This window comes from Rummeliibacillus sp. JY-2-4R, from assembly GCF_053847205.1.
Window position 1 is genome coordinate 1,999,263 of the sequence record NZ_CM132623.1, and the last position, 19,236, is coordinate 2,018,498.

18 protein-coding genes are annotated in these 19,236 nt (G+C 35.5%); 4 read left to right on the plus strand and 14 right to left on the minus strand.

Translation table 11 applies throughout. From position 1 onward, the window contains the following. The first annotated feature begins 401 nt into the window (after positions 1-401). A complete protein-coding gene (locus ACWV26_RS09665; RefSeq protein ID WP_455898216.1) occupies positions 402-716 on the plus strand; it encodes a YbjQ family protein in 315 nt (104 codons plus the stop codon). A gap of 91 nt (positions 717-807) precedes the next feature. On the opposite strand, the gene ACWV26_RS09670 is transcribed toward ACWV26_RS09665, so the two are convergent. The 5 genes from ACWV26_RS09670 to ACWV26_RS09690 all read right to left on the minus strand — a co-directional run bounded on the left by ACWV26_RS09670 (position 808) and on the right by ACWV26_RS09690 (position 5,376). Beyond that, on the minus strand, positions 808-1,308 hold the full coding sequence (locus tag ACWV26_RS09670) for a YusW family protein (protein WP_455898128.1): 501 nt from the start codon (positions 1,306-1,308) through the stop codon (positions 808-810). Between the two features lie 94 nt (positions 1,309-1,402). Continuing rightward, a complete protein-coding gene (locus ACWV26_RS09675; RefSeq protein WP_455898129.1) occupies positions 1,403-1,930 on the minus strand; it encodes a YusW family protein in 528 nt (175 codons plus the stop codon). Between the two features lie 114 nt (positions 1,931-2,044). Then, positions 2,045-2,566: a signal peptidase I gene (lepB, locus tag ACWV26_RS09680; protein ID WP_455898130.1), complete on the minus strand. Its 522-nt coding sequence runs from the start codon at positions 2,564-2,566 to the stop codon at positions 2,045-2,047. A gap of 197 nt (positions 2,567-2,763) precedes the next feature. After that, complete coding sequence (locus ACWV26_RS09685; RefSeq protein WP_455898131.1) at positions 2,764-4,377, minus strand: class I adenylate-forming enzyme family protein; 1,614 nt, start codon at positions 4,375-4,377, stop codon at positions 2,764-2,766. A 21-nt stretch (positions 4,378-4,398) separates the two neighbouring features. Further along, entirely contained in the window at positions 4,399-5,376 is a 978-nt protein-coding gene (locus tag ACWV26_RS09690) for a phosphotriesterase family protein (RefSeq protein WP_455898132.1), read from the minus strand. A gap of 325 nt (positions 5,377-5,701) precedes the next feature. On the opposite strand from ACWV26_RS09690, the gene ACWV26_RS09695 reads away from it, so the two are divergent. Then, complete coding sequence (locus ACWV26_RS09695) at positions 5,702-6,088, plus strand: GNAT family N-acetyltransferase (RefSeq protein ID WP_455898217.1); 387 nt, start codon at positions 5,702-5,704, stop codon at positions 6,086-6,088. Between the two features lie 82 nt (positions 6,089-6,170). Here ACWV26_RS09695 and ACWV26_RS09700 read toward each other — a convergent pair whose 3' ends face one another. Then, positions 6,171-6,800 (minus strand): hypothetical protein, encoded by a 630-nt coding sequence (locus ACWV26_RS09700; protein ID WP_455898133.1) that lies wholly within the window; start codon positions 6,798-6,800, stop codon positions 6,171-6,173. Positions 6,801-7,044: 244 nt separating this feature from the next. Between ACWV26_RS09700 and ACWV26_RS09705 the strand changes: the two genes are divergently transcribed. Beyond that, a complete protein-coding gene (locus ACWV26_RS09705; protein ID WP_455898134.1) occupies positions 7,045-8,331 on the plus strand; it encodes a glucose-6-phosphate isomerase in 1,287 nt (428 codons plus the stop codon). A gap of 96 nt (positions 8,332-8,427) precedes the next feature. Here ACWV26_RS09705 and ACWV26_RS09710 read toward each other — a convergent pair whose 3' ends face one another. From ACWV26_RS09710 to ACWV26_RS09725, 4 genes are all read right to left on the minus strand, one after another. Then, the gene (locus ACWV26_RS09710) at positions 8,428-9,309 is read right to left on the minus strand and encodes an ROK family protein (RefSeq protein WP_455898135.1); all 882 of its coding nucleotides are present in this window, start codon (positions 9,307-9,309) and stop codon (positions 8,428-8,430) included. A gap of 219 nt (positions 9,310-9,528) precedes the next feature. Beyond that, entirely contained in the window at positions 9,529-10,023 is a 495-nt protein-coding gene (locus ACWV26_RS09715; RefSeq protein WP_455898136.1) for a DUF1648 domain-containing protein, read from the minus strand. 255 nt (positions 10,024-10,278) lie between these two features. Continuing rightward, positions 10,279-10,575 (minus strand): c-type cytochrome, encoded by a 297-nt coding sequence (locus tag ACWV26_RS09720; RefSeq protein WP_455898137.1) that lies wholly within the window; start codon positions 10,573-10,575, stop codon positions 10,279-10,281. After that, positions 10,529-12,433 carry a PQQ-dependent dehydrogenase, methanol/ethanol family gene (locus ACWV26_RS09725; protein WP_455898138.1) on the minus strand — a complete coding sequence of 635 codons (1,905 nt, stop codon included), beginning with the start codon at positions 12,431-12,433 and terminating at the stop codon, positions 10,529-10,531. Before ACWV26_RS09725 ends, ACWV26_RS09720 begins: the two co-directional genes overlap by 47 nt. Before the next feature lie 396 nt (positions 12,434-12,829). On the opposite strand from ACWV26_RS09725, the gene ACWV26_RS09730 reads away from it, so the two are divergent. Beyond that, positions 12,830-13,669, plus strand: a complete 840-nt coding sequence (locus ACWV26_RS09730) for an aldo/keto reductase (protein ID WP_455898139.1) — start codon at positions 12,830-12,832, stop codon at positions 13,667-13,669. 78 nt (positions 13,670-13,747) lie between these two features. On the opposite strand, the gene ACWV26_RS09735 is transcribed toward ACWV26_RS09730, so the two are convergent. The 4 genes from ACWV26_RS09735 to ACWV26_RS09750 form a co-directional block, all read right to left on the minus strand. Further along, entirely contained in the window at positions 13,748-14,506 is a 759-nt protein-coding gene (locus ACWV26_RS09735) for an ABC transporter ATP-binding protein (RefSeq protein ID WP_455898140.1), read from the minus strand. 4 nt (positions 14,507-14,510) lie between these two features. Next, positions 14,511-16,817: an ABC transporter permease gene (locus tag ACWV26_RS09740; protein WP_455898141.1), complete on the minus strand. Its 2,307-nt coding sequence runs from the start codon at positions 16,815-16,817 to the stop codon at positions 14,511-14,513. Between the two features lie 150 nt (positions 16,818-16,967). Next, on the minus strand, positions 16,968-17,594 hold the full coding sequence (locus ACWV26_RS09745; protein ID WP_455898142.1) for a TetR/AcrR family transcriptional regulator: 627 nt from the start codon (positions 17,592-17,594) through the stop codon (positions 16,968-16,970). 199 nt (positions 17,595-17,793) lie between these two features. After that, positions 17,794-19,137, minus strand: coding sequence for an MFS transporter (locus ACWV26_RS09750; protein ID WP_455898143.1), 1,344 nt, complete (start codon positions 19,135-19,137; stop codon positions 17,794-17,796). Positions 19,138-19,236: the final 99 nt, after the last annotated feature.

Consider the following 19,236-nt stretch of genomic DNA (forward strand, 5'->3'; position numbering starts at 1 on the left):
CCGCGTCCTGCGTCAACGACTATCTGACCCACATCCTGTGGTCCCCCGACAAGCGCTGGAAGGCTCGGTTGAAAGCATCTTTTAAGCTTTCAACCGAGGGACTGAAGCAACCTCGAGGGGCTGGGCATGAAGCTGGATAATGAATTAATGCTGAAGTGCTCGTTCAGGCCTGACAAGGCTGGAGAGCCCGACTTAAATGCGTCTTTCCAGCTTTTGACCAAGGGATTGAAGCGACATCCCATCGCAACGGCTACCATAATTACATCCAATGAACTCTAGAGGTACTACCATGTGAGTCAAATTTCTAGATATTTGCGATCTTTTAAATCAAATTAAACATCTTTTATAAGCTCAATAGATACAATGGTATGGATTAAAAAATGAATGAAGGAGATGGTTTATTGCTAGTGACTACAACGAATAATATTGAAGGTAAAACCATTCAAACCTATCATGGAATTGTTACTGGTGAAGCAATCTTAGGGGCGAATATAGTGCGAGACCTTTTTGCTTCGATCACAGATGTTATAGGTGGCCGTAGTTCTGCTTATGAAAATAAGCTTGCTGAAGGACGTGAAATTGCCATAGAAGAAATGAAACAAAAGGCATTAAAGCTTGGGGCAAATGCTGTAATTGGAGTAGATCTTGATTTTGAAACAATCCGCGAAGGTATGCTGATGTGTGTAGCGACAGGAACTGCAGTGGTGTATAAATAAACTAAGTATGAATATATCTCTATAAAATTGCATAAAAAAAGACGATGTACACCGTCTTTTCAACTTTAAACATAGAGTTATAGAATACCTATTATGGATTAAATCTATATTCCTTATCAGCGCCATCCGCAAATCGAACTTCAATTTCAATCTTTTTATAATTTTCATTTATATTAAATACTGTTAAAATTTCTCGTTTTACATCTGCATCGGATGAATATTTATCAAATGTTAGTTTATTTAATTCAGGTATTATCATATTATATGCTTTTTTACCAATTACCTTTTTGTTTATACGCTCATCTTCAATTTCCGCTTCAATTCTATTGCTATTCTTTTCATAATCTAATTCATAGGTTTGGTTATTTGCATAATCGATATCCAGAGAAAACTTTGAAAAGGTAAACTTCTTTTCAACTTGGATGCTTATTGTATCTGATATGTTCTGATTTGTTGTATTTGCGGATTCTGTTTGAATATTTGAGCTGCTACCAGATACAGGTATTGCATCAACGGCTTTTGGTTTACGAGCATCATCACTACAACCAAATAAAACTATAACCATTCCTAATAGGGAAATCCATTTACCCATATTCTACTCACCTACCCTTTTCATCATCTAATAATGCTCTATCAAAGATAAAGCTACCCCTTTAATCTTTTATGAGGGGTAGCTTATTTAGTAATTAAGGAGTAAATGTATAGTTCTTCTCTACACCATCAGCAAACTTAACTTCTAATTCAATTTTGTTATAATCTTTACCAAGATCGAATGCTGAAACGATTTCTTTTTTTACTTCATCATCTGGTGTATTGGCATCAAAAGTAAGCTGTTTAAATTTTGGTTCTAATTTTGCATATGCATCATTACCTTCAATGCTTTTGTTCAGTCGTTGATCTTCAATCTTGGATTCTGTTTTCGTTTGTTCGTTTTTGTATTCTACTTCGTATTTTTGATTTGCTCCATAATCAACATCAAGCGAAAACTCTGAAAATGAAAACGGCGCTCCTGCAGTTGATGTATTTGGAGTAGCACCTGTGTTAGGTGCAGCTGCATTAGGATTTGGTGCTTCAGTTGTTTCAGGTGCATTTAAGCCACTTTCTGAAACCGGTGCTTTATTATTTACATTTGTTGCATTGTCACTATTTGATCCACATCCGTATAGCATTGCAGCTACAAGAGAAGAGGATAAAACGATTGACCACTTTTTCATTTAGACATCTCCTTTACATTTCTACTGAATATATCCTTTCCTCTTTCTCTCCTTTTTAACCATAGAATCTTTGGAAAACAAAAAAAGCATGCTAAAATTGCATGCATGCTTTTTCTATTTAAAATCTTGATTGAATGGTTTTAATCGAAGTAAAACCCTTCCTCGAACTTCTTTATGATAATCGATTGGCCCAAAATCTCTCGAATCCATTGAATTATTTCGATTATCTCCCATGACAAATATCTTATCTTTAGAAAGCTTTATATCTAAATTTGAAGTGACCATTGGTTCTTTTATGTATGGTTCATTTAACACTTTTGAGTTTCGATAAAGCACATTATCTTTGATCTGGATATGATCTCCGGGTAATCCGATTACTCGTTTAATAAATAAATCGTGACCTGCAACGATATCTGAGTCAAAACTCACAATGTCATTATAATGCGGCTTACTATATTTATATGCAATTCGATTTGAAATTAAATAATCACCTTCATGTAGGCTATTCTCCATACTATGCCCAATGACTATTTCAGGTGAAAAAATAGCACGGAAACTAATTGCTAAACAAATCATCGCAAGCAATATAAAGCAAAAATACCGTAAATCCTTCAATAATTGTGTATACTTCCCCATATTTACATCGCCTATTTTCTCTTTTATTATCTTTATGAATACAATTTAGTTAAATCATACAAACATACTAATAAAATATCAAATTTCAAATAGATAATAAAACTATAGAAGAATCATTAAAAGCTATTAAACAAAGAATGAAATCTCTTTGCTTAATAGCTTTTGTTAATTCAAAGTTATTGTGTGATGTTTTGCATTCATTTAAAGGTATTTTGTGCGTATTGAGCTTTCAACACGTGTTTTAGAATCTTGCCAGAAGCTGTTTTGGGTAGTTCATCTACAAAAACAAAATACTCAGGTACCTTAAACTTTGCTAATTTTGTAGCACAATAGCTTTGTAATTCTTTGATATTGGCTTCATTAAAGTAATCTGATACTAGGATTGCTTGCACTTTTTCTCCGTATATTTTATCAGGAATCGGAACTACCGCCGCTTCTACGATATTTGGGTGTCCTTTTAATACATCCTCCACTTCAATGGAAAAGATTTTTTCTCCTCCCCGATTGATCATGTCTTTCATCCTGTCTAATACGAATATATAACCTTCTTCATCGATTCGACCGATGTCTCCAGATAACCAGTAACCATCAATAAATGAAGTAGCATTTGCTTTTTCATTATCCCAGTATCGTCCTATTACCATAGGACCTTTTATCAATAGTTGACCCGATTCATTGACACCTACTTCTTCGCCACTCTCGTTCACGACTTTTACTTCTGCATTTTCCACTGGAACACCAACCGATGTTGCTTTTTCTAATGGCAAATTATTAGGTGCTATTGTCGTTGGTGAAGTTGTTTCTGTTGCTCCGTATAAATTATGAAACGTTGCTTGAGTGAAAATTCCTTTTAACTGTTCAAGTGTTTGACGATAAATAGGTGATCCCCCGTAGCCAACGATTTTCACGAAATCCAAGTTGTATTCTTTTAAAAGTGGACTTGTACCCATCATCAAAAACATGGTTGGAACGTTTAATGCAAAATTAATCTGATGTTTCACTAAATGGCGAATATACTCTTCGTTTTGATATCTCTGTAAAATAACAGTTGTTCCGCCTACGTAAATCATGTGTAAAAACTGAGCAGCAAGACCAGTAATATGAAAAAGAGGTACGGCAATAAGAGTTTTACTATTTTCGCTCGATTTTAAGTTAGAGTGGTAGTGCATCACTGTATGGATCATGTTCACATGACTGATCAATGCACCTTTAGGTAAACCCGTTGTACCAGATGTATAACATAAAAAGGCGCCATCTGTTTCTTCAATAACTGGTGGTATATATTCCCCATCTAAACTAAGTAATTCGTCAATTTCTATATTTTTGGAATTTGAATCAATTGAAATTAAGTTTTGCAAATAATAGGTGGCAGTTGGGTCAACTGATGGGATTTGTGTAACTGTGTCTTCTACATCACTTTCAGCTAAAATGACTTTAGGTTTTGAATGGGTCACAATATAAGCAAGCTCTTGTTCAGTTAGCTTCGTATTTGCAGGTACCATGATCGCACCTATTTTCAGACAGGCTAATGTTATAACTGTAAAAGCTGGTATATTTCCAAGAAGTGAAAAAACACGGTCCCCTTTTTGAATATCGTATTTTTGTTGAAGATTATAAGCAATGGTTGAAGTTATTTTATCAATTTCTTCATATGTCCAAGATTGATTTTGATAAATAATAGCTTCTTTTTTCGGATGTTTAGCAACACTATCTTTTATGATTTCACGAAAAGAGTGTGGGCGGTTTTTAAAAACGCTTACATGATTACGGTCAAAAAGTGTAATATGCTCGGTTTCTGGACTAAATAGCAAATTGCATTCCTCCGCTCTCTTTTAGCTATTAAAGATATTTTTCGGATTATCAATTAAGATTTGCTTTAAGATATCATCAGAAACACCATATTCTTTTAGTTGTGGAATGATATTTAAAAAGATATGTTCTATGTTCCAGTCTTTCAGTAACTCTGACATACTTGGAGGAAATTCTGCTGCTTTTCCAAGCCACACATTTACTGTATCATGTGAAAGTGTTAACTGATTCGCATAACCATTTTGAATAATTCCCAGCAATACCATTATTCTTTCTTTATCTGTAGGGGCACCCACAAAGCCTTGAATACCAAGTCGATCAAAGCCAACATGGACACCATGCTTTAAAGTTTCGAGTTGATAGCGCATATCCGTATTTCCATCCATATGACCAATAACGATTTTCTTCGGATTCGCACCTAAAGAGACTAAAAGTTCTGCTTGTTGTGGTCCCATTGTCCCTTCTTGTGTATGTGTAATAATTGGAATATCTTGTTCTTGTTGGACACGTGCTGCTACTCTAATAAATGTCTCTTCATAAGGGGTAATCACATCTTTACTTGTCCCTAGTTTAATCACACCTGGTTTAATGCCTGTATCGCCAATCCCGTTTTTAATCTCATGAGTAAATAATTCATAGATTTCTTCTTCGGCTGTTCCAAGAGAAGATTTGAATTTGAAATAGGCTGGGGCACCTTCTCCTTCATAGTAATAACCTGTTGAACAAATAATATTGACTCCTGATTGTCTAGAAACTTCAGCTAACGCTTCTGGGTAACGGCCACAATCACTCGGTGTTGCATCTACAATTGTTTGCACGCCATGTTTCTTTGCTCTTTCTGCTACTGCCACACCTTCATCAATTAAAGCTTCGAATGATCTTTCGTATTTTGTGTTCCCATAGAATCCTGGGTAACCAAAAAAGAAGTGCTCATGCATTAATGTTTTACCTAAATCAGAAGCAGCAACCGGACCTAATACTGTATTCACTAATTTACTCAAATGAATTACCTCCATGGTTTAAAATGTCATTACTAGTAGATAATCATATGATGGAAAATTAGAAATATTATTCAATTCGTTTAAATTTTTTTGAGAATTTTTTATTGCAATCTTTAAGGTTCTAGCCATTTTCTACTCATCAAAAAAATATTGTTTAAAAATTAACCTTGATTAATTAAGTCGTTCAAAATGCATTTTAGATACTATTCATTGAAGTTGAATAACATATATTGTTGAAAATAAAAAGATAGGAGAGAGTGAAGTGGCCCAATTCAAATTTGAAGTTACTCCTTATAACTTTAAATATGCTCAACAAACAGTAGCAATGTGGAGAGAGAGTAAGGAACAAGCTATTGGTCAGAAAGAAATTCATAGTTTTCAAGATCACGTTTATTTTTTAAATCATATATTAGCTGAACAGTATCAAATTGATTTAGCATTAATTGATGAAAAAGTAGTTGGAATGATTGCGTATAATAAAAACGAAATAAATCAACTTTATGTTCATATAGATTATCAAGGAAACCGTATAGGTCAAACATTACTTGAAAAAGCAAAGGCACAATCAAGTGGGAGATTATCATTATACACATTTGAAATAAATGAAAATGCACAAGCATTTTATGAAAAGCATGGATTTGAAATCATTGGTAGAGGTCATGAAAATGAAGAAAATTTACCTGATATCCAGTATGAATGGGTATCCAAATAAAGAAAAAGCATAAAAACCTGCTTTCATACATGAAGGCAGGTTTTGAAAAATTATAAACTTTAGAAGAATGTATGCAAGGACATTATTTCCATTCTTTTACGGTCTTTTCTAAAGTAACATGATTGATTGCTCTTTGGATCCCTTTAGAGTTTTCGACAGCTAGTTGCATTTCTTCCTTATAGCGGTCTAGTTTGTTTTGTTTCTTTGCAATTTCTGCTTCAATTCGATGCGGCATCCAAGGTTGTAGGAACGGATGGTTTCTTGCAACGCCATATTTTCCGGATAATGCTTCAATGTAAGCCGTGTTGAATGTCTTTAGTGGGCCGTTAGTCATTGAGTTCACGATTTCTTTCGCTTCTTTTAAATTTCCTAAACGAACAGCTCGGGTAAATTCATAGTCCTTTTGCCCGTCCGGTTGATTCTTGTATTTTTTGATGAGTCGATCTAATGCATTGATCTCGTCTTCTTTTGTACCCTCTTTAATTGCTAATATATAAGCATAAGTAGGGTTTCTTTTTTGATTACGAACTTGTCGAAGGATAGCTTTTGTGTTTTTGGATGAAGTCATTGTAAATGCGTAATATCCAATCATTGCAACAGCAAGAATCACAAAGAACGCAAGAGAGATATTAGTTGGTACTTTTAGCCAAATAAAAATTGACCCTATACCGAAAACAATTACGTAAAACAATAGTAGTCTTAAAATATTCATTTTATAACCCCAATACAATTTATATCATTTAATCTTTCATTTCTATCTTATCAATGTGTTGTAGATTGGGCAATTGTAAAGGGTGAATTAGCGTTAGAACAATTTATACTTATTCATAAAAATTTCATATCTACATGGATCGCCATGCGCTTTTCCCTCATATTAGAAGATAATTAATAGTTTGCTAGCATATATTGTTCAAGATGTGAAAGCAAATGTGAATTCTAATACAAAGGGGATCCATATGAAAAAAATATCAGTAAAATATTCTGGAGACTACTCTAAACTATTAACATCTGAGGTTCAACATATGATTCAAAAAATCCACCAAGATATGGATAGTAAAAGTTGTAAGGGAGCGGATTATTTAGGGTGGGTGGATTGGCCAAGCTCCATTCCTCCATCTTACTTTAATGACTTGCAAGCAACAGTCCAGGAAATTCGAGAAAATTCGGATGTGCTAGTTGTTGTCGGGATAGGTGGTTCCTATTTAGGTGCACGGGCTATTATCGATGCATTGCAAAAAAACTTTCAGCCATATCAAAAGTTAGAAGTTATTTTTGCAGGTCATCTTATGAGTGGTACCTATCTAAAGAATTTAATGGGGTATTTAGATAGTAAAGAGGTAACCATAAATGTTATTTCCAAATCTGGTACAACAACGGAACCTGCAATCGCTTTTCGCTTTTTAAAACAATATATGGAAAAACGTTATGGTGAAGATGCTGCTTCAAGAATAATCGTGACAACTGACGAAGAGCAAGGTGCTCTCCGTTCATTAGCCATTGAAAAAGGGTATAAACGATTTTCCATCCCAAAGGATATCGGTGGACGGTACTCTGTTTTTACTGCTGTTGGCTTATTACCGATTGCTGCAGCAGGTTATAACATTGAAGAACTATTAATCGGTGCGAAAATAGCTCAACAAGAGTTTGGTCAATTAGATTTTGAGCATAATGCAGCCATCCAATATGCCGTTGTCAGAAAGCATTTATATGATATCGGTTACCCAGTGGAAATATTAGCTTCATTTGATGACCAATTGAAATCTATTCAAGAATGGTGGAAGCAACTGTTTGCAGAAAGTGAAGGAAAAGATGGGAAAGGAATCTTCCCAACCTCTGCAATCTATACAACAGATTTACATTCATTGGGGCAATATATTCAAGAAGGTAAGCGCATGATATTTGAAACATTTCTATTAATCGAAAGAGTTCAAGAAGATTTAACTGTATTTGAGTCTCTAGATAATGGAGATGAATTGAACTATGTAAGTGGATTGTCGTTACATGAATTGAATTATGTATGTTATAAGGGAACCTCAACCGCACATTTAAACGGTGGCGTCCCACAATTGGCAATTACGATTGATCAATTAGAAGAAAGAGACATAGGTTATCTATTTTATTTCTTTATGGTGGCTTGTGCATACAGTGCTTACCTACTTGATATCAACCCATTCGATCAACCGGGAGTTGAAGAATATAAAACGAATATTTTTAAATTATTGAAGAAACCGGGATATTGTTAACACTCTTTGAAAATAGCTATCTTAATTTAAAAATTATAATAAGGATAGCTATTTTTTTATTGCTATAGTGAAATTTAAATTTACCAATACTTTATCTTATAAAAGTAAAGCTGCCCCAAGCATTCCAGATTCATTGCCAAATTTGGCTCTTTTTATTTCTACGGGTTGTAATTTTAAGGGGTTTACTTTATCAATCAATAAATCCCACCAGTCATTCGCAGATTCCGATACACCGCCACCAATGACAATACAATCAATATCTAGTAGAACTTGTAGGTTGGAGATAACGATAGATAAATCTGTTAGGAATTGTTCTCGAATAGCAATGGCATTTTGTTGGCCTGTCGATGCAAGTTGGAATAATTGATGCGGTAGAACAAGTGCATTTGTGTTTGGGTCAATTACACTCATTTGTTGTATCATTCTTCGAAGGGCCGTGCCTGAAACATATTGTTCGCTACAGCCCTTTCTACCACAGCTACAAGATATACCGTTTGGATATAAGATAACATGTCCAACTTCTCCTGCTCCTCCATGTGAACCGTTCATCAGATTTCCATTCAATACAATTCCACAACCTAAACACGTACCAATCGTTAAACATATGACCCTATTAAACCCTTTTCCTGCACCTATCCTAGCCTCGGCTAATGCAGCGCAATTTGCATCATTATTCACTTCTACACGAATATTTGTAGTAGTTTCAAGAAGTGATTTTACTTCTACGCCTTCCCAACCATCTAATTCTTTTTCGTAGAGAATGATTCCCGTTTTGTGATCAACCATTCCCCTTGTCCCTATACCGATTCCATCAACGTCTGGAAATTCCAAAATCAGTTTCTGTATCTCTTTTTCTAAATAGGAATAAACGGGCAGTTTTGTAGGGATGGTTCGATCTTTTACTACAAGTCCATTCGCGTCTATGACACCTAAACGAATTTTCGTTGCTCCGAGATCTACACCAATTTTGACATTCAAATGGACTTCACCTCCAAATTCAATCAAAATATTACAGATATTTATCCGGCATTAACTGACTTTAGACTCAACTGCAAGGCTTTATAAAATTATAAGAAGCACATAATCCACAGTAGTTGAAGTTTCAATATATGTAAACAAAAGCAGATAAATGCTTAAATTAATAAAAAAAGATTGATCCCAAACTTTAAGGATCAATCCACTAAAATGTCGATTCACTTATTTTCTTAACGCCGTTACTACCGTCATGATGGTAGGTAAAAAAATAAGTAGACCAAGTATTATCCATATGACTCCTTCTAGCGCAGCAGTATTACCTTGGGCAATATGAATAGTTTCCCAAACAACGATAGCTAGTAATAAGCTACTCATATTCTTGATAAATGACAGCATCAATACACTTTGTTTCACTTCTTTTTCGATATGAGGATCGTTTATATTTAAAGGAAAGTAATGCCATTTAGGGTGCTTTTCTAAAAAACGCAAGGCCATTCCAATCATTAATGTGATCATTGGAAATAATAACAATTGCCATTTTGCCCCATATCGATGGATTTCGCCTTTTAATCCGATATAAATAGGGACTTCAGTAGGGAGATTTGACCAATTAAAATAGATATAAGCAATAGAAGCAGCAAACAATCCAATTCCAAATGTATCCATCACATGCATAAGCGTTGTTTTTGGTAATTCACTGAAGGTTGTTTGTTTCATACAAACCCCACCTTTATATTTTGATGGAATAAATATTATGTAAATTTAATCCTTTTTGTTTTACTATCATGTGCCATAATCTACTTTATTATGAATTATTTTAATGTTCTTTATAAAAGTTTCTGGATAACTAAATTGCCTTTAAATAGGTATTTGTTAATCAATTGAAAAAGCCTCAAAATAATTACCATCAGGTAAACTATTTTAAGGCTTTTTCTTCTTATTAGACTTTTCTAAAGTTGTAGTGAAATCGCCTTACTTCGCAACTACATCGCTAATATATTTGGCAACTTCTTTAATTTCTTGTTTGGATAATGTGTCTTTGAAGGATGGCATGGTGGTGCCCCCTTCCGTTACTTGTTTTACAACATTTTCATAAGTTTTTGCAAATTCGCTTTCTTGTAAGTTCGGACCATTATGCCTATTTGCTCCTTGTTCTCCATGACATGGTAAACAATTAGCCGTATATACTGATAATCCTTTATCCGTGTTAGCAGACACTGTTTCACTTGTTTTGATGCTTTTTGTTGCTTTCTTTTTTTTCGCTAGCATCAATAACTTTTCCTTTTGGTAAATCTCCCCCTAGTTTAAATGTGTATACTTTATCTCCATGTTTAGACCCTGCAAGAGCGTTTCCAGCTGCTAAAATTGATATATACTGCTCTCCGTCAATTTCGTACGTGACAGCTGGTGCATTTGCGCCAGCATCCATTTTGTATTGCCACACTTGTTCGCCTGTTTTTGCATTGAATGCGATTAAGCGTCCGTCATTATGACCGACAAAGACTAGATTGCCTTTAGTAGTCATTACGCCACTATACGCAAGCGCATCCCATTTTACTTGCCAGGCAATTTTGTTTGTCTTAACATCGATTGCAGAAACGGTCCCTCTTACAGGTGCTTCAGAGACTGGTTGCATGATACTGCCTACATACATCGAACCTTCTTTAAACGCTTCATCTTCTTTTCGAGCAAATGAGAAGTAACTATCATTGCCTAGAACATAGAAATACTCAGTATCTGGATTATACGCAGATGGTGGCCAGTTTGCACCTCCAAAAGGACCTGGTTTTATTGTTATCGGTTCATCCCAGAATGGTGTATAGATATCGCCAACTTTTCCCTTAAATTTATCGCCTAAATCATTTTTAATATCATCTTCAGTAATTGTTTGAGGAACAAAGGAATCGCCTACAGGATATGGTTGTGTTTTAGCTGTTTTTTGGTTTTCGTTTTGTGGTACTTCTTTTTCATTAATACCAACAAGTGGTTTTCCCGTCTTTCGATCTAATAAATAAACCCAACCTGTTTTACCAGCTTGCCCAAGGCCTTTTCTCATTTTGCCATCCTTCTTAACATCAAACAAAACGACAGGGTTTGTCGGATCCATATCCCATAAATCATGATGGACTTCTTGGAAATGCCAAACGTATTTACCTGTTTCTGCATTTAATGCAACAACTGAGTTGGCATATAAATTATCGCCCTCACGGTTACTACCATCTAAATCTGGAGAAGTATTTCCTGTTGCAAAATAGATGTAGCCTAATTTAGGGTCGATTGCTGGTGTATTCCAAACTGGGGCACCACCAGATTGCCATGCATCATTATCTTTTGGCCATGTATTGCCATTTTCGTCATAAGGTGTAGGTATCGTATAAAATCGCCATACTTCTCGGCCAAGTTTTGAATCATATGCTGTTAGACGTCCTCGGATTCCGTATTCCCCGCCTGATACACCGGTATAAACTTTCCCATTGTAGTAAAGAGGGGCACTTGTTACTGTATAACCTTTCTTCCAATCTGCTACTTCTGTTTCCCATACTACTTTACCAGTCTTCATATTTAGTGCAACTAGCCTTGCATCTAATAGGCCCGCATACACTTTGCCATCACCAATAGTTACACCACGTGTTGTCCATCCACAACAAACAGTTTCCATTTTCTGTTCAATATGTGGTCTATATTCCCATATTTTCTCACCTGTTTTGGCATCAAGTGCGAGTACATCGTTTGCTGCTGTAGCAATATACATCACGCCATTTTGAGCAATTGGTGTTGCTTCTCCTGAATATTTCATCTCGCTGCCAGATCCAAGACTGGTTACCCAAGTCGGCTTTAAATCTTTAATTGTGTCTGTATTGATTTGGTTTAGTATAGAGTAACGTCTATTGTAATAATCACCACCATGTGTCACCCAGTCTTTTGAAATGTATTCAACTTTTTCGTTTGGGTTAGATGGACTTAATGCTGTACTTTGCTTTGTTTCAGTTACTTGTTTTGTATTTTGTGATGCTACTTCTTTTCTAGAATTGTCATAAGAAGTGGCTATCCATGCAAAAACAAATAGTAGAATGAGGCCAATCACCGAAGAAATAGCCATTAACTTCCACAATGACTTATTGTCCAATAACAAAATCCCCTTTCTCCAAAGTAAGATTAATATAAAAGTATTAATGTAAGCGCTTTTATAACTTACACTTAATCTAATCTATGAATCTAATTACTCATCTATATACAACGGGTACAATTCATGAAAATATTCCAATGTAAATAATCCCATATTTTAAGACGATAATCTGTTTGCAATTGCCTATATCTATTACTTTATAATTAGATGAAAACATATTTCTCATTTGCCTTTAGTGCAAATTTTAATTATTAATCAAACTTATAGATAAAAGATGGAATTGAAACAATAGAAAAATTCTTCAATACAGACTAAATGAGGAAGTAGATGTATATCTTTAGATTTCTAATTTAAATCATGGTAAAATATGTATTTGTAAAAGAAGGAGTGATGATTATGTCAGAACAAACAGTATCATTAAACAACGGAGTAAAAATTCCTGCAGTAGGTTATGGTACTTTCCGTGTAAAAGATAGTAATGAACTAGCAGAAATGGTAACGCTAGCAATTAAAGAAGGCTATCGCCATATAGATACAGCACATATTTATGGAAATGAAGAAAGTGTTGGTCGTGGGATTAAAAAAGCAATTGATGAGGGAATTGTAACACGTGAAGAATTATTCGTAACATCTAAAGTTTGGAATGATGGCCTCACATATGAAGAAACAAAATCAGCATATGAAGAAAGTATTCAAAAATTAGGGTTAGAATATTTAGATCTTTATATCATTCATTGGCCAGGTCAAAATGACAATTATATTGAAGTTTATAAGGCGCTTGAAGAACTTTATAACAATAAAAAAGTAAAAACTATAGGTGTCAGCAACTTCCATGTACATCATTTAGAAAAACTATTGGCGAATACTTCAATTGTTCCAGCAGTCAACCAAATCGAATTCCAACCTCGTCTAACTCAAGTGGAAGTTCGTGAATACTGTAAAGAACATGGAATCCAAGTTGAAGCTTGGTCACCACTTATGAACGGCGAAATCCTAAACGATTCAACACTAGTTGAAATTGCTAAAAAATACCAAAAATCTCCAGCGCAAATCGTTCTAAAATGGGATTTACAAAATGATGTCATTACCATTCCTAAATCTATGACACCTTCTCGTATTCGAGAAAACCTAGATATTTTTGACTTTATACTTACTGATGAGGAACTTGATAAAATTTCTTCATTAAATGAAGACTTCCATTATGGTCCAGATCCTGAAGAATATAATTTCAAATAGTATTTTTGAAAATTCGAAAGCACAAACATTTTGTTTGTGCTTTCAGATTGTAATAAGGATTAACTCTTCAGCTTTTAATCATATACCCATTTCTAACATTTTCACTGTTATTTTTTCAACTCTACCATCAATATCAAACCCATTAAATTTAGGAAGCTTCATCTCATTCACAATTTTACCATCACACATAAACATAATGCGCTCTGTCCGCGCCGCTACTTTCGCATCGTGCGTTACAAGCATAATCGTAGTACCATCCGCGTTAATTTCAGTAAATACGTCCATAATCTCTTGAGCAGATTTTGAGTTGAGTGCACCAGTTGGCTCGTCGCCAAAGATGATTTTAGGGTTATTCATTAGTGCTCTACATATGCCCGCACGCTGTAGCTGACCACCCGAAACTTGTGTAATGTCACGATTTTCAAGATTTCCTATACCTAGTTTTTTCATAAATGCTTTTGCCATCACCGAAATTTTTACAGTATCATTTCCCTTGCCACGCATTGATGGAAGAATTATGTTATCGAGGATATTCAGATTTTTTAGCATAGTTGGTTGTTGAAAAATGAATCCCATTTTTGTTCTACGAATATATGAAAGCTCATTCTCCCCGACTGTTGATAACTCCTTGCCATCAAATATGACGATACCATCATCAATCCCATCGATTCCGCTTAAAGCAAATAATAGTGTAGATTTTCCAGAGCCTGAAGGTCCCATAACTGCAACGAACTCTCCTTCGTTTATTTCAACAGACAGTCCGTCTAGAACATTATGTTGTTCATCACCCTCGCTAAAAGATTTTACAATATTTTCGCCGATAATAATTTTCTTCATATGACTACTCCTTTATATTTTCGGTAATTTTTATTTGCCCTGCGCCTGATGTGCCGATTATTGTAGCAATCAATACCGTGCAAATCATCAACAACGGACTAAGCAGATACCCCATAAGCGGATTGACCGTAAAAGTAAATGAAGACGCTCCAAACGAAGAGATTAGCGCACCCGCAAGGATTTCTCCGAGAGTGTTTGCCAGTAGCGTCCCGAGAATAATTCCAATAATTAAGACGAAAACCGCACGTGAAATATACTGTGCTGTAATATCTGAGGTTGTAAAACCAAACGCTTTCATGACTGCAATGGAGTATTCATCTTTTGAAACAAGCATGTTCATGAATAACTGTGTAACCAAAAATGTAATAATCAGCGCAACAACTACTGAGATGTAGGTAGCATTTTCGACGGAGCTAATTGTCGAGCCAAGTGTCTGTGAAACAAATTCGTCAATGTTTGAAGTCTTTGCAAAGTCGAACTTACTAGAATACTCTGAAACTTTTTGGTCAATAAGAGATTTATCCGAAATTGCAACACAGACAATAGTCCACATAATGTTGGCTGAATCGTCAGTAAATACAGCCTTTGCTGTTTTGCCACCGTTAGTAACGTCGGAGTATATTCCAGTTACCGTAAGATTTTTCTCCTTCCCTTCAATCAATAACGAAATGACATCACCGACCATTTTGTTCATTCCACTGGCGTTTATTGCCGAGAGAGCAATTTCGTCATCATGGGTAGGCGCCCTGCCCTCAGAATACTTTATTGGGAATACCGAATGGTCGCCGAGTTCAACTTTTATATTTTCCTCTGATCCTTTACTCGTTTTTAATTTGAAAGTCTTCGTTGTCATAACAGCATACTTTGAAACGGTACTGTCACTGTCTATCGTTCTTACTATTTCATCGGTTTTAGCAAATCTATTGGTCTGAATACGCAAATCGTAATTTCCAATACCCATATATTGGATGAAGTTTTTTGAGGAAATCGTGTTGTAGAGGTTCTGTGGAACAATGATGATAAATGACGAAATCACCAGGACTATAAAAATAGTGGCATAAATTCTTTTTCTAGTGAGAACATCCTTGATTCCGAGAAATACATTCGTACTAAACAATCTGTTTCTATTTAAGGAAAAACGCTTAGCGCCAGCTTTCTTTTCCTGAGAATTCCCAAAACGTATTGCTTCCGCAGCGGAAATTTTTCCAAAGCTTTTCAGTACACCATTGACATAGACAATTATTGCAAGGAAAACGAGTAATATACCGATAATTCCTAAAACAACAGCAGAAGAAGAATTTTCGCTTTCCCCCATATAAAGTCTTATATTTTCAAGAAGCACACTTTGGAACATAACTGTAAGAATAAACCCAAGAATACTTCCTATCATGGCAATACTTAAGTATTTCGCAAGATAAATCAGCTTTATGTCGGATATATGCATTCCTATTGCCTTCATTACCCCGATTTCACGGTAGTCGTCCTCTATTTTCGCAAGTAGCGTAAAGCGTATACACATAAAGGCGATGGCCACGACAAGTGCGCTTACAAGAAGGATAACCGCAATCATTATCCCATCTGAAATAGCGTTCATCGTTTTAAAAAGTGAATAAGTAACCGTAGGTCCATTTGCTTCCAGTCCGTTTGAAGCATAGGCTGTTTCAAATTCATTTATCGCCGAGAAATCCTTTAATCTAAACTCAATCAGATACTCGATACTTCCAAGGTTTTTTATTTTCGCGAAATCATTGTTGCTTACAAGAAATCGCTTTGAAGCGGAAAGAGAGGAATTCATGGTTGAATCACGGAGAAATCCTGCAACGGTAAATTCCATTCCATTTATTATTGCCTTGTCACCGACCTTTGTAGTGTTGTCTCTCATATAGGTTACTGGAACATAAAGTTCGCCGTCGGATGCGTTGATGATGTTGCCATTAAGATCAAGAAGATAATCAAATTTTTTGTTCTGTATACTAAATCCATTATCTTGAACACTATCACTGAGCGAATTATCGCCTAAAATAATCTGCTCGCCATCCATGCCTAGAAACTCAACTACCTGAAATTCTTCGACGTTGTTATTTTGCTCTGCAAAAGATTTAAGCCGAGCATTATTAAGATTACCGGAATGCATTTGCATAAAATGTGGAGTTTCAGCTTTTGTCATTAGCGTATCTAATGCACCCGAAAGATTGACCATGAGGATTGCAGCAGAAGAAACAAGCATAGCTGCTGCAGCAACAAAAATCATAGTACAAATTGTTATCATTTTGCTCTTTAAAATATCATTGCGGATTAATCTGAAATACATATGTCACCTCTGTTTTCAAATTTTAAACAGATTTTGCATTGTTCGAGTTTATAAGTAACACATATTTACACTCTGGTTGATAGATATGAGAATTACAGTTTCTTTGCTGAAAATCTATCCATAGCCATCTCCATCAAATGTCGTACCTATTTATTCAAGGCTGCCAAACATCTGTGAAATTGACAGTAAATTTCCGCTTTTAACACCAAGCAATCTTTCTGTATTGTAAACAAATGCATGTATACGATTAGCGCGCTCTTCTTTCGTCATTTCAAGCATGTCATCGTCAAAAATAGTATTCGTATACGTTACAACCATTTCCATACATTCATAAGGAAACGGTGTATCAAACTGTCCTTGTTCAATTCCTTCACGAATAATCCCCGTCAATATTGGTGTAACCCCATTGATGATAACTTTTTGTATTTTCTGATGCATAAGCGCGTTTTGTGGTCTATGAATATGCTCCATAATCTCCTGACTGCTTCCCCCGCTTAAGTTCAGCGACATTACAACACGAATTATACGGTCAACTACGGGTATACTCTTGTCTGAAGCAATTTTCTGAGCTGCCTCTAAAAGCCGGATACTATAGCGCTCAATCAGCGCATCCATAATACTCTCTTTCGATTTGAAGTGATGATAGAGAGTTCCTCGAGCAATTCCGACCTTTTCAAGAATATCGTTTGTACTTGTACCATCAAAGCCATTTTGACCAAAAAGTTCATCTGCTGCATCTAGTATCTCATTCCTGCGTTCCTCAGCTTCTTTTCTCATAAATCACTCCTCCTTATAAACCGACTGTCTGTCGATAAAATTATAACATTATTTTCCTTATTTTCAATAATAAATTATAAAAATACTATAGCACTTCAACTGAAAGGGACATTCAAAAGGTGAATAAAAACATAAGAAGACGGCCAATTAAATACTAATTGGCCGTCTAATGTTAAAACCTTAAAATTATTTCCTGGTCCTAATTTTCCGGTAGCTCTATACGTTTTACTTTTCCGATTATAAAGATATAAGATATTGTACCAATTAGGGCAACAGCAGAAACAAAGGCTAATGCAGGTGTAAATGAACCTGTAGCACTTACAATAAAACCGATAATTAATGGTGAAAGCGTCCCGCCAATATTCGCTGCAAAATATAGCGCGGAGCCTGTTATACCAACCAATCCTTTTGGTGCTATATCGGATAATAGTGCCCCTGTTACCGTTGATGCAATTCCTTGACCTAAGAATGCGATGGACATAAAAGTAATCACTATAGAAGGAGAATTGGTAAAGTTCCCACCAATGACTGTACAAGATAGTAATAAACCAGCAATAATCGGTAATTTTCGTGCCATGCCTATTGAATAACCGTGTGTAATCATCCAATCTGAGCTTCTTCCGCCAATTGCAGTCCCTAAAATAGCGGCCATGTACGGAATAGCAGCATAGATGCCAGTGTTTAGCATGGAAAGTCCTTTTTCTTTAATCAGATAGGTTGGAAACCATGTCATAAAAAAGAAGAGTGTTGTCATGATTGAAAATTGACCGATAAACATACCCCAAATTTGACGATGTTGAAGCAGTTGCCCGATTCTTTTCCAAGAAAATGGTTGTTTTTCCTCAGAACCTATCATTCCACCACCAGCAGCAATATAATCGAACTCTTCTTTTGAAACGGCGCTATGTTCTTTAGGATTGCGATAAAATGCATGCCAGATGATGGCAATAATAATACCGATCATCCCTGCTCCATAGAAAAGAGCTTGCCAGCCAAAAGTGACAATTCCCCATGTAAGAACAGGTGTTAAAAACGCTAGTCCAATATATTGTGTACCTGTATAAAGACCTACAGCAGTCGCTCTTTCTTTTCTAGGAAACCATTCTGCTACACACCATGCATTCGTTGGAATGGAGGGTGATTCACCTACTCCAAGAAATAAACGATAAATCACCAAAGATGAGAAATTCTTTGCAGTCCCGATTAAAAATGTACAACAAGACCAAATCACGGCTGAAATCGTATAGACTTTTCTAGGTCCAAACTTATCCAAAAAATAACCACCAAAAAGCATTGTAAATGTGTAACCCCAACCAAATGCTGAAAATACAATCCCCATCATAGCTGGTTCTATCCGTAAGTCCTTCTGTATAGCTGGAGCAGCAAGAGAAATGATCGCACGATCAATATAATTAATGCCAGTAACGAGGCAAATTAGAAAGAGTATAAACCATCGAACTCGTTTTCTTCCTTTATTCTTTGTATTGCCAGTTATTTCTGCTATGTACGGCTGCGTTTGCAGTTCTCTGAACCCTTTTCTCATCAGAAATCCCCTCTTATAAATATTCTAATTATTTAAACTTTTATTAATTTTTTTATTATAACAGTTATTTTACTATAAATAAATCTAGTTACTTTTACT

Bases quoted from the DNA above. Each gene is read 5' to 3' on its own strand.
- lepB (WP_455898130.1), bottom strand. From the start codon at position 2,566: ATGGGGAAGTATACACAATTATTGAAGGATTTACGGTATTTTTGCTTT.
- ACWV26_RS09730 (WP_455898139.1), top strand. From the start codon at position 12,830: ATGTCAGAACAAACAGTATCATTAAACAACGGAGTAAAAATTCCTGCA.
- ACWV26_RS09695 (WP_455898217.1), top strand. From the start codon at position 5,702: ATGTGGAGAGAGAGTAAGGAACAAGCTATTGGTCAGAAAGAAATTCAT.
- ACWV26_RS09745 (WP_455898142.1), bottom strand. From the start codon at position 17,594: ATGAGAAAAGAAGCTGAGGAACGCAGGAATGAGATACTAGATGCAGCA.
- ACWV26_RS09720 (WP_455898137.1), bottom strand. From the start codon at position 10,575: ATGCTAGCGAAAAAAAAGAAAGCAACAAAAAGCATCAAAACAAGTGAA.
- ACWV26_RS09705 (WP_455898134.1), top strand. From the start codon at position 7,045: ATGAAAAAAATATCAGTAAAATATTCTGGAGACTACTCTAAACTATTA.
- ACWV26_RS09700 (WP_455898133.1), bottom strand. From the start codon at position 6,800: ATGAATATTTTAAGACTACTATTGTTTTACGTAATTGTTTTCGGTATA.
- ACWV26_RS09735 (WP_455898140.1), bottom strand. From the start codon at position 14,506: ATGAAGAAAATTATTATCGGCGAAAATATTGTAAAATCTTTTAGCGAG.
- ACWV26_RS09670 (WP_455898128.1), bottom strand. From the start codon at position 1,308: ATGGGTAAATGGATTTCCCTATTAGGAATGGTTATAGTTTTATTTGGT.
- ACWV26_RS09750 (WP_455898143.1), bottom strand. From the start codon at position 19,137: ATGAGAAAAGGGTTCAGAGAACTGCAAACGCAGCCGTACATAGCAGAA.
- ACWV26_RS09740 (WP_455898141.1), bottom strand. From the start codon at position 16,817: ATGTATTTCAGATTAATCCGCAATGATATTTTAAAGAGCAAAATGATA.
- ACWV26_RS09715 (WP_455898136.1), bottom strand. From the start codon at position 10,023: ATGAAACAAACAACCTTCAGTGAATTACCAAAAACAACGCTTATGCAT.
- ACWV26_RS09675 (WP_455898129.1), bottom strand. From the start codon at position 1,930: ATGAAAAAGTGGTCAATCGTTTTATCCTCTTCTCTTGTAGCTGCAATG.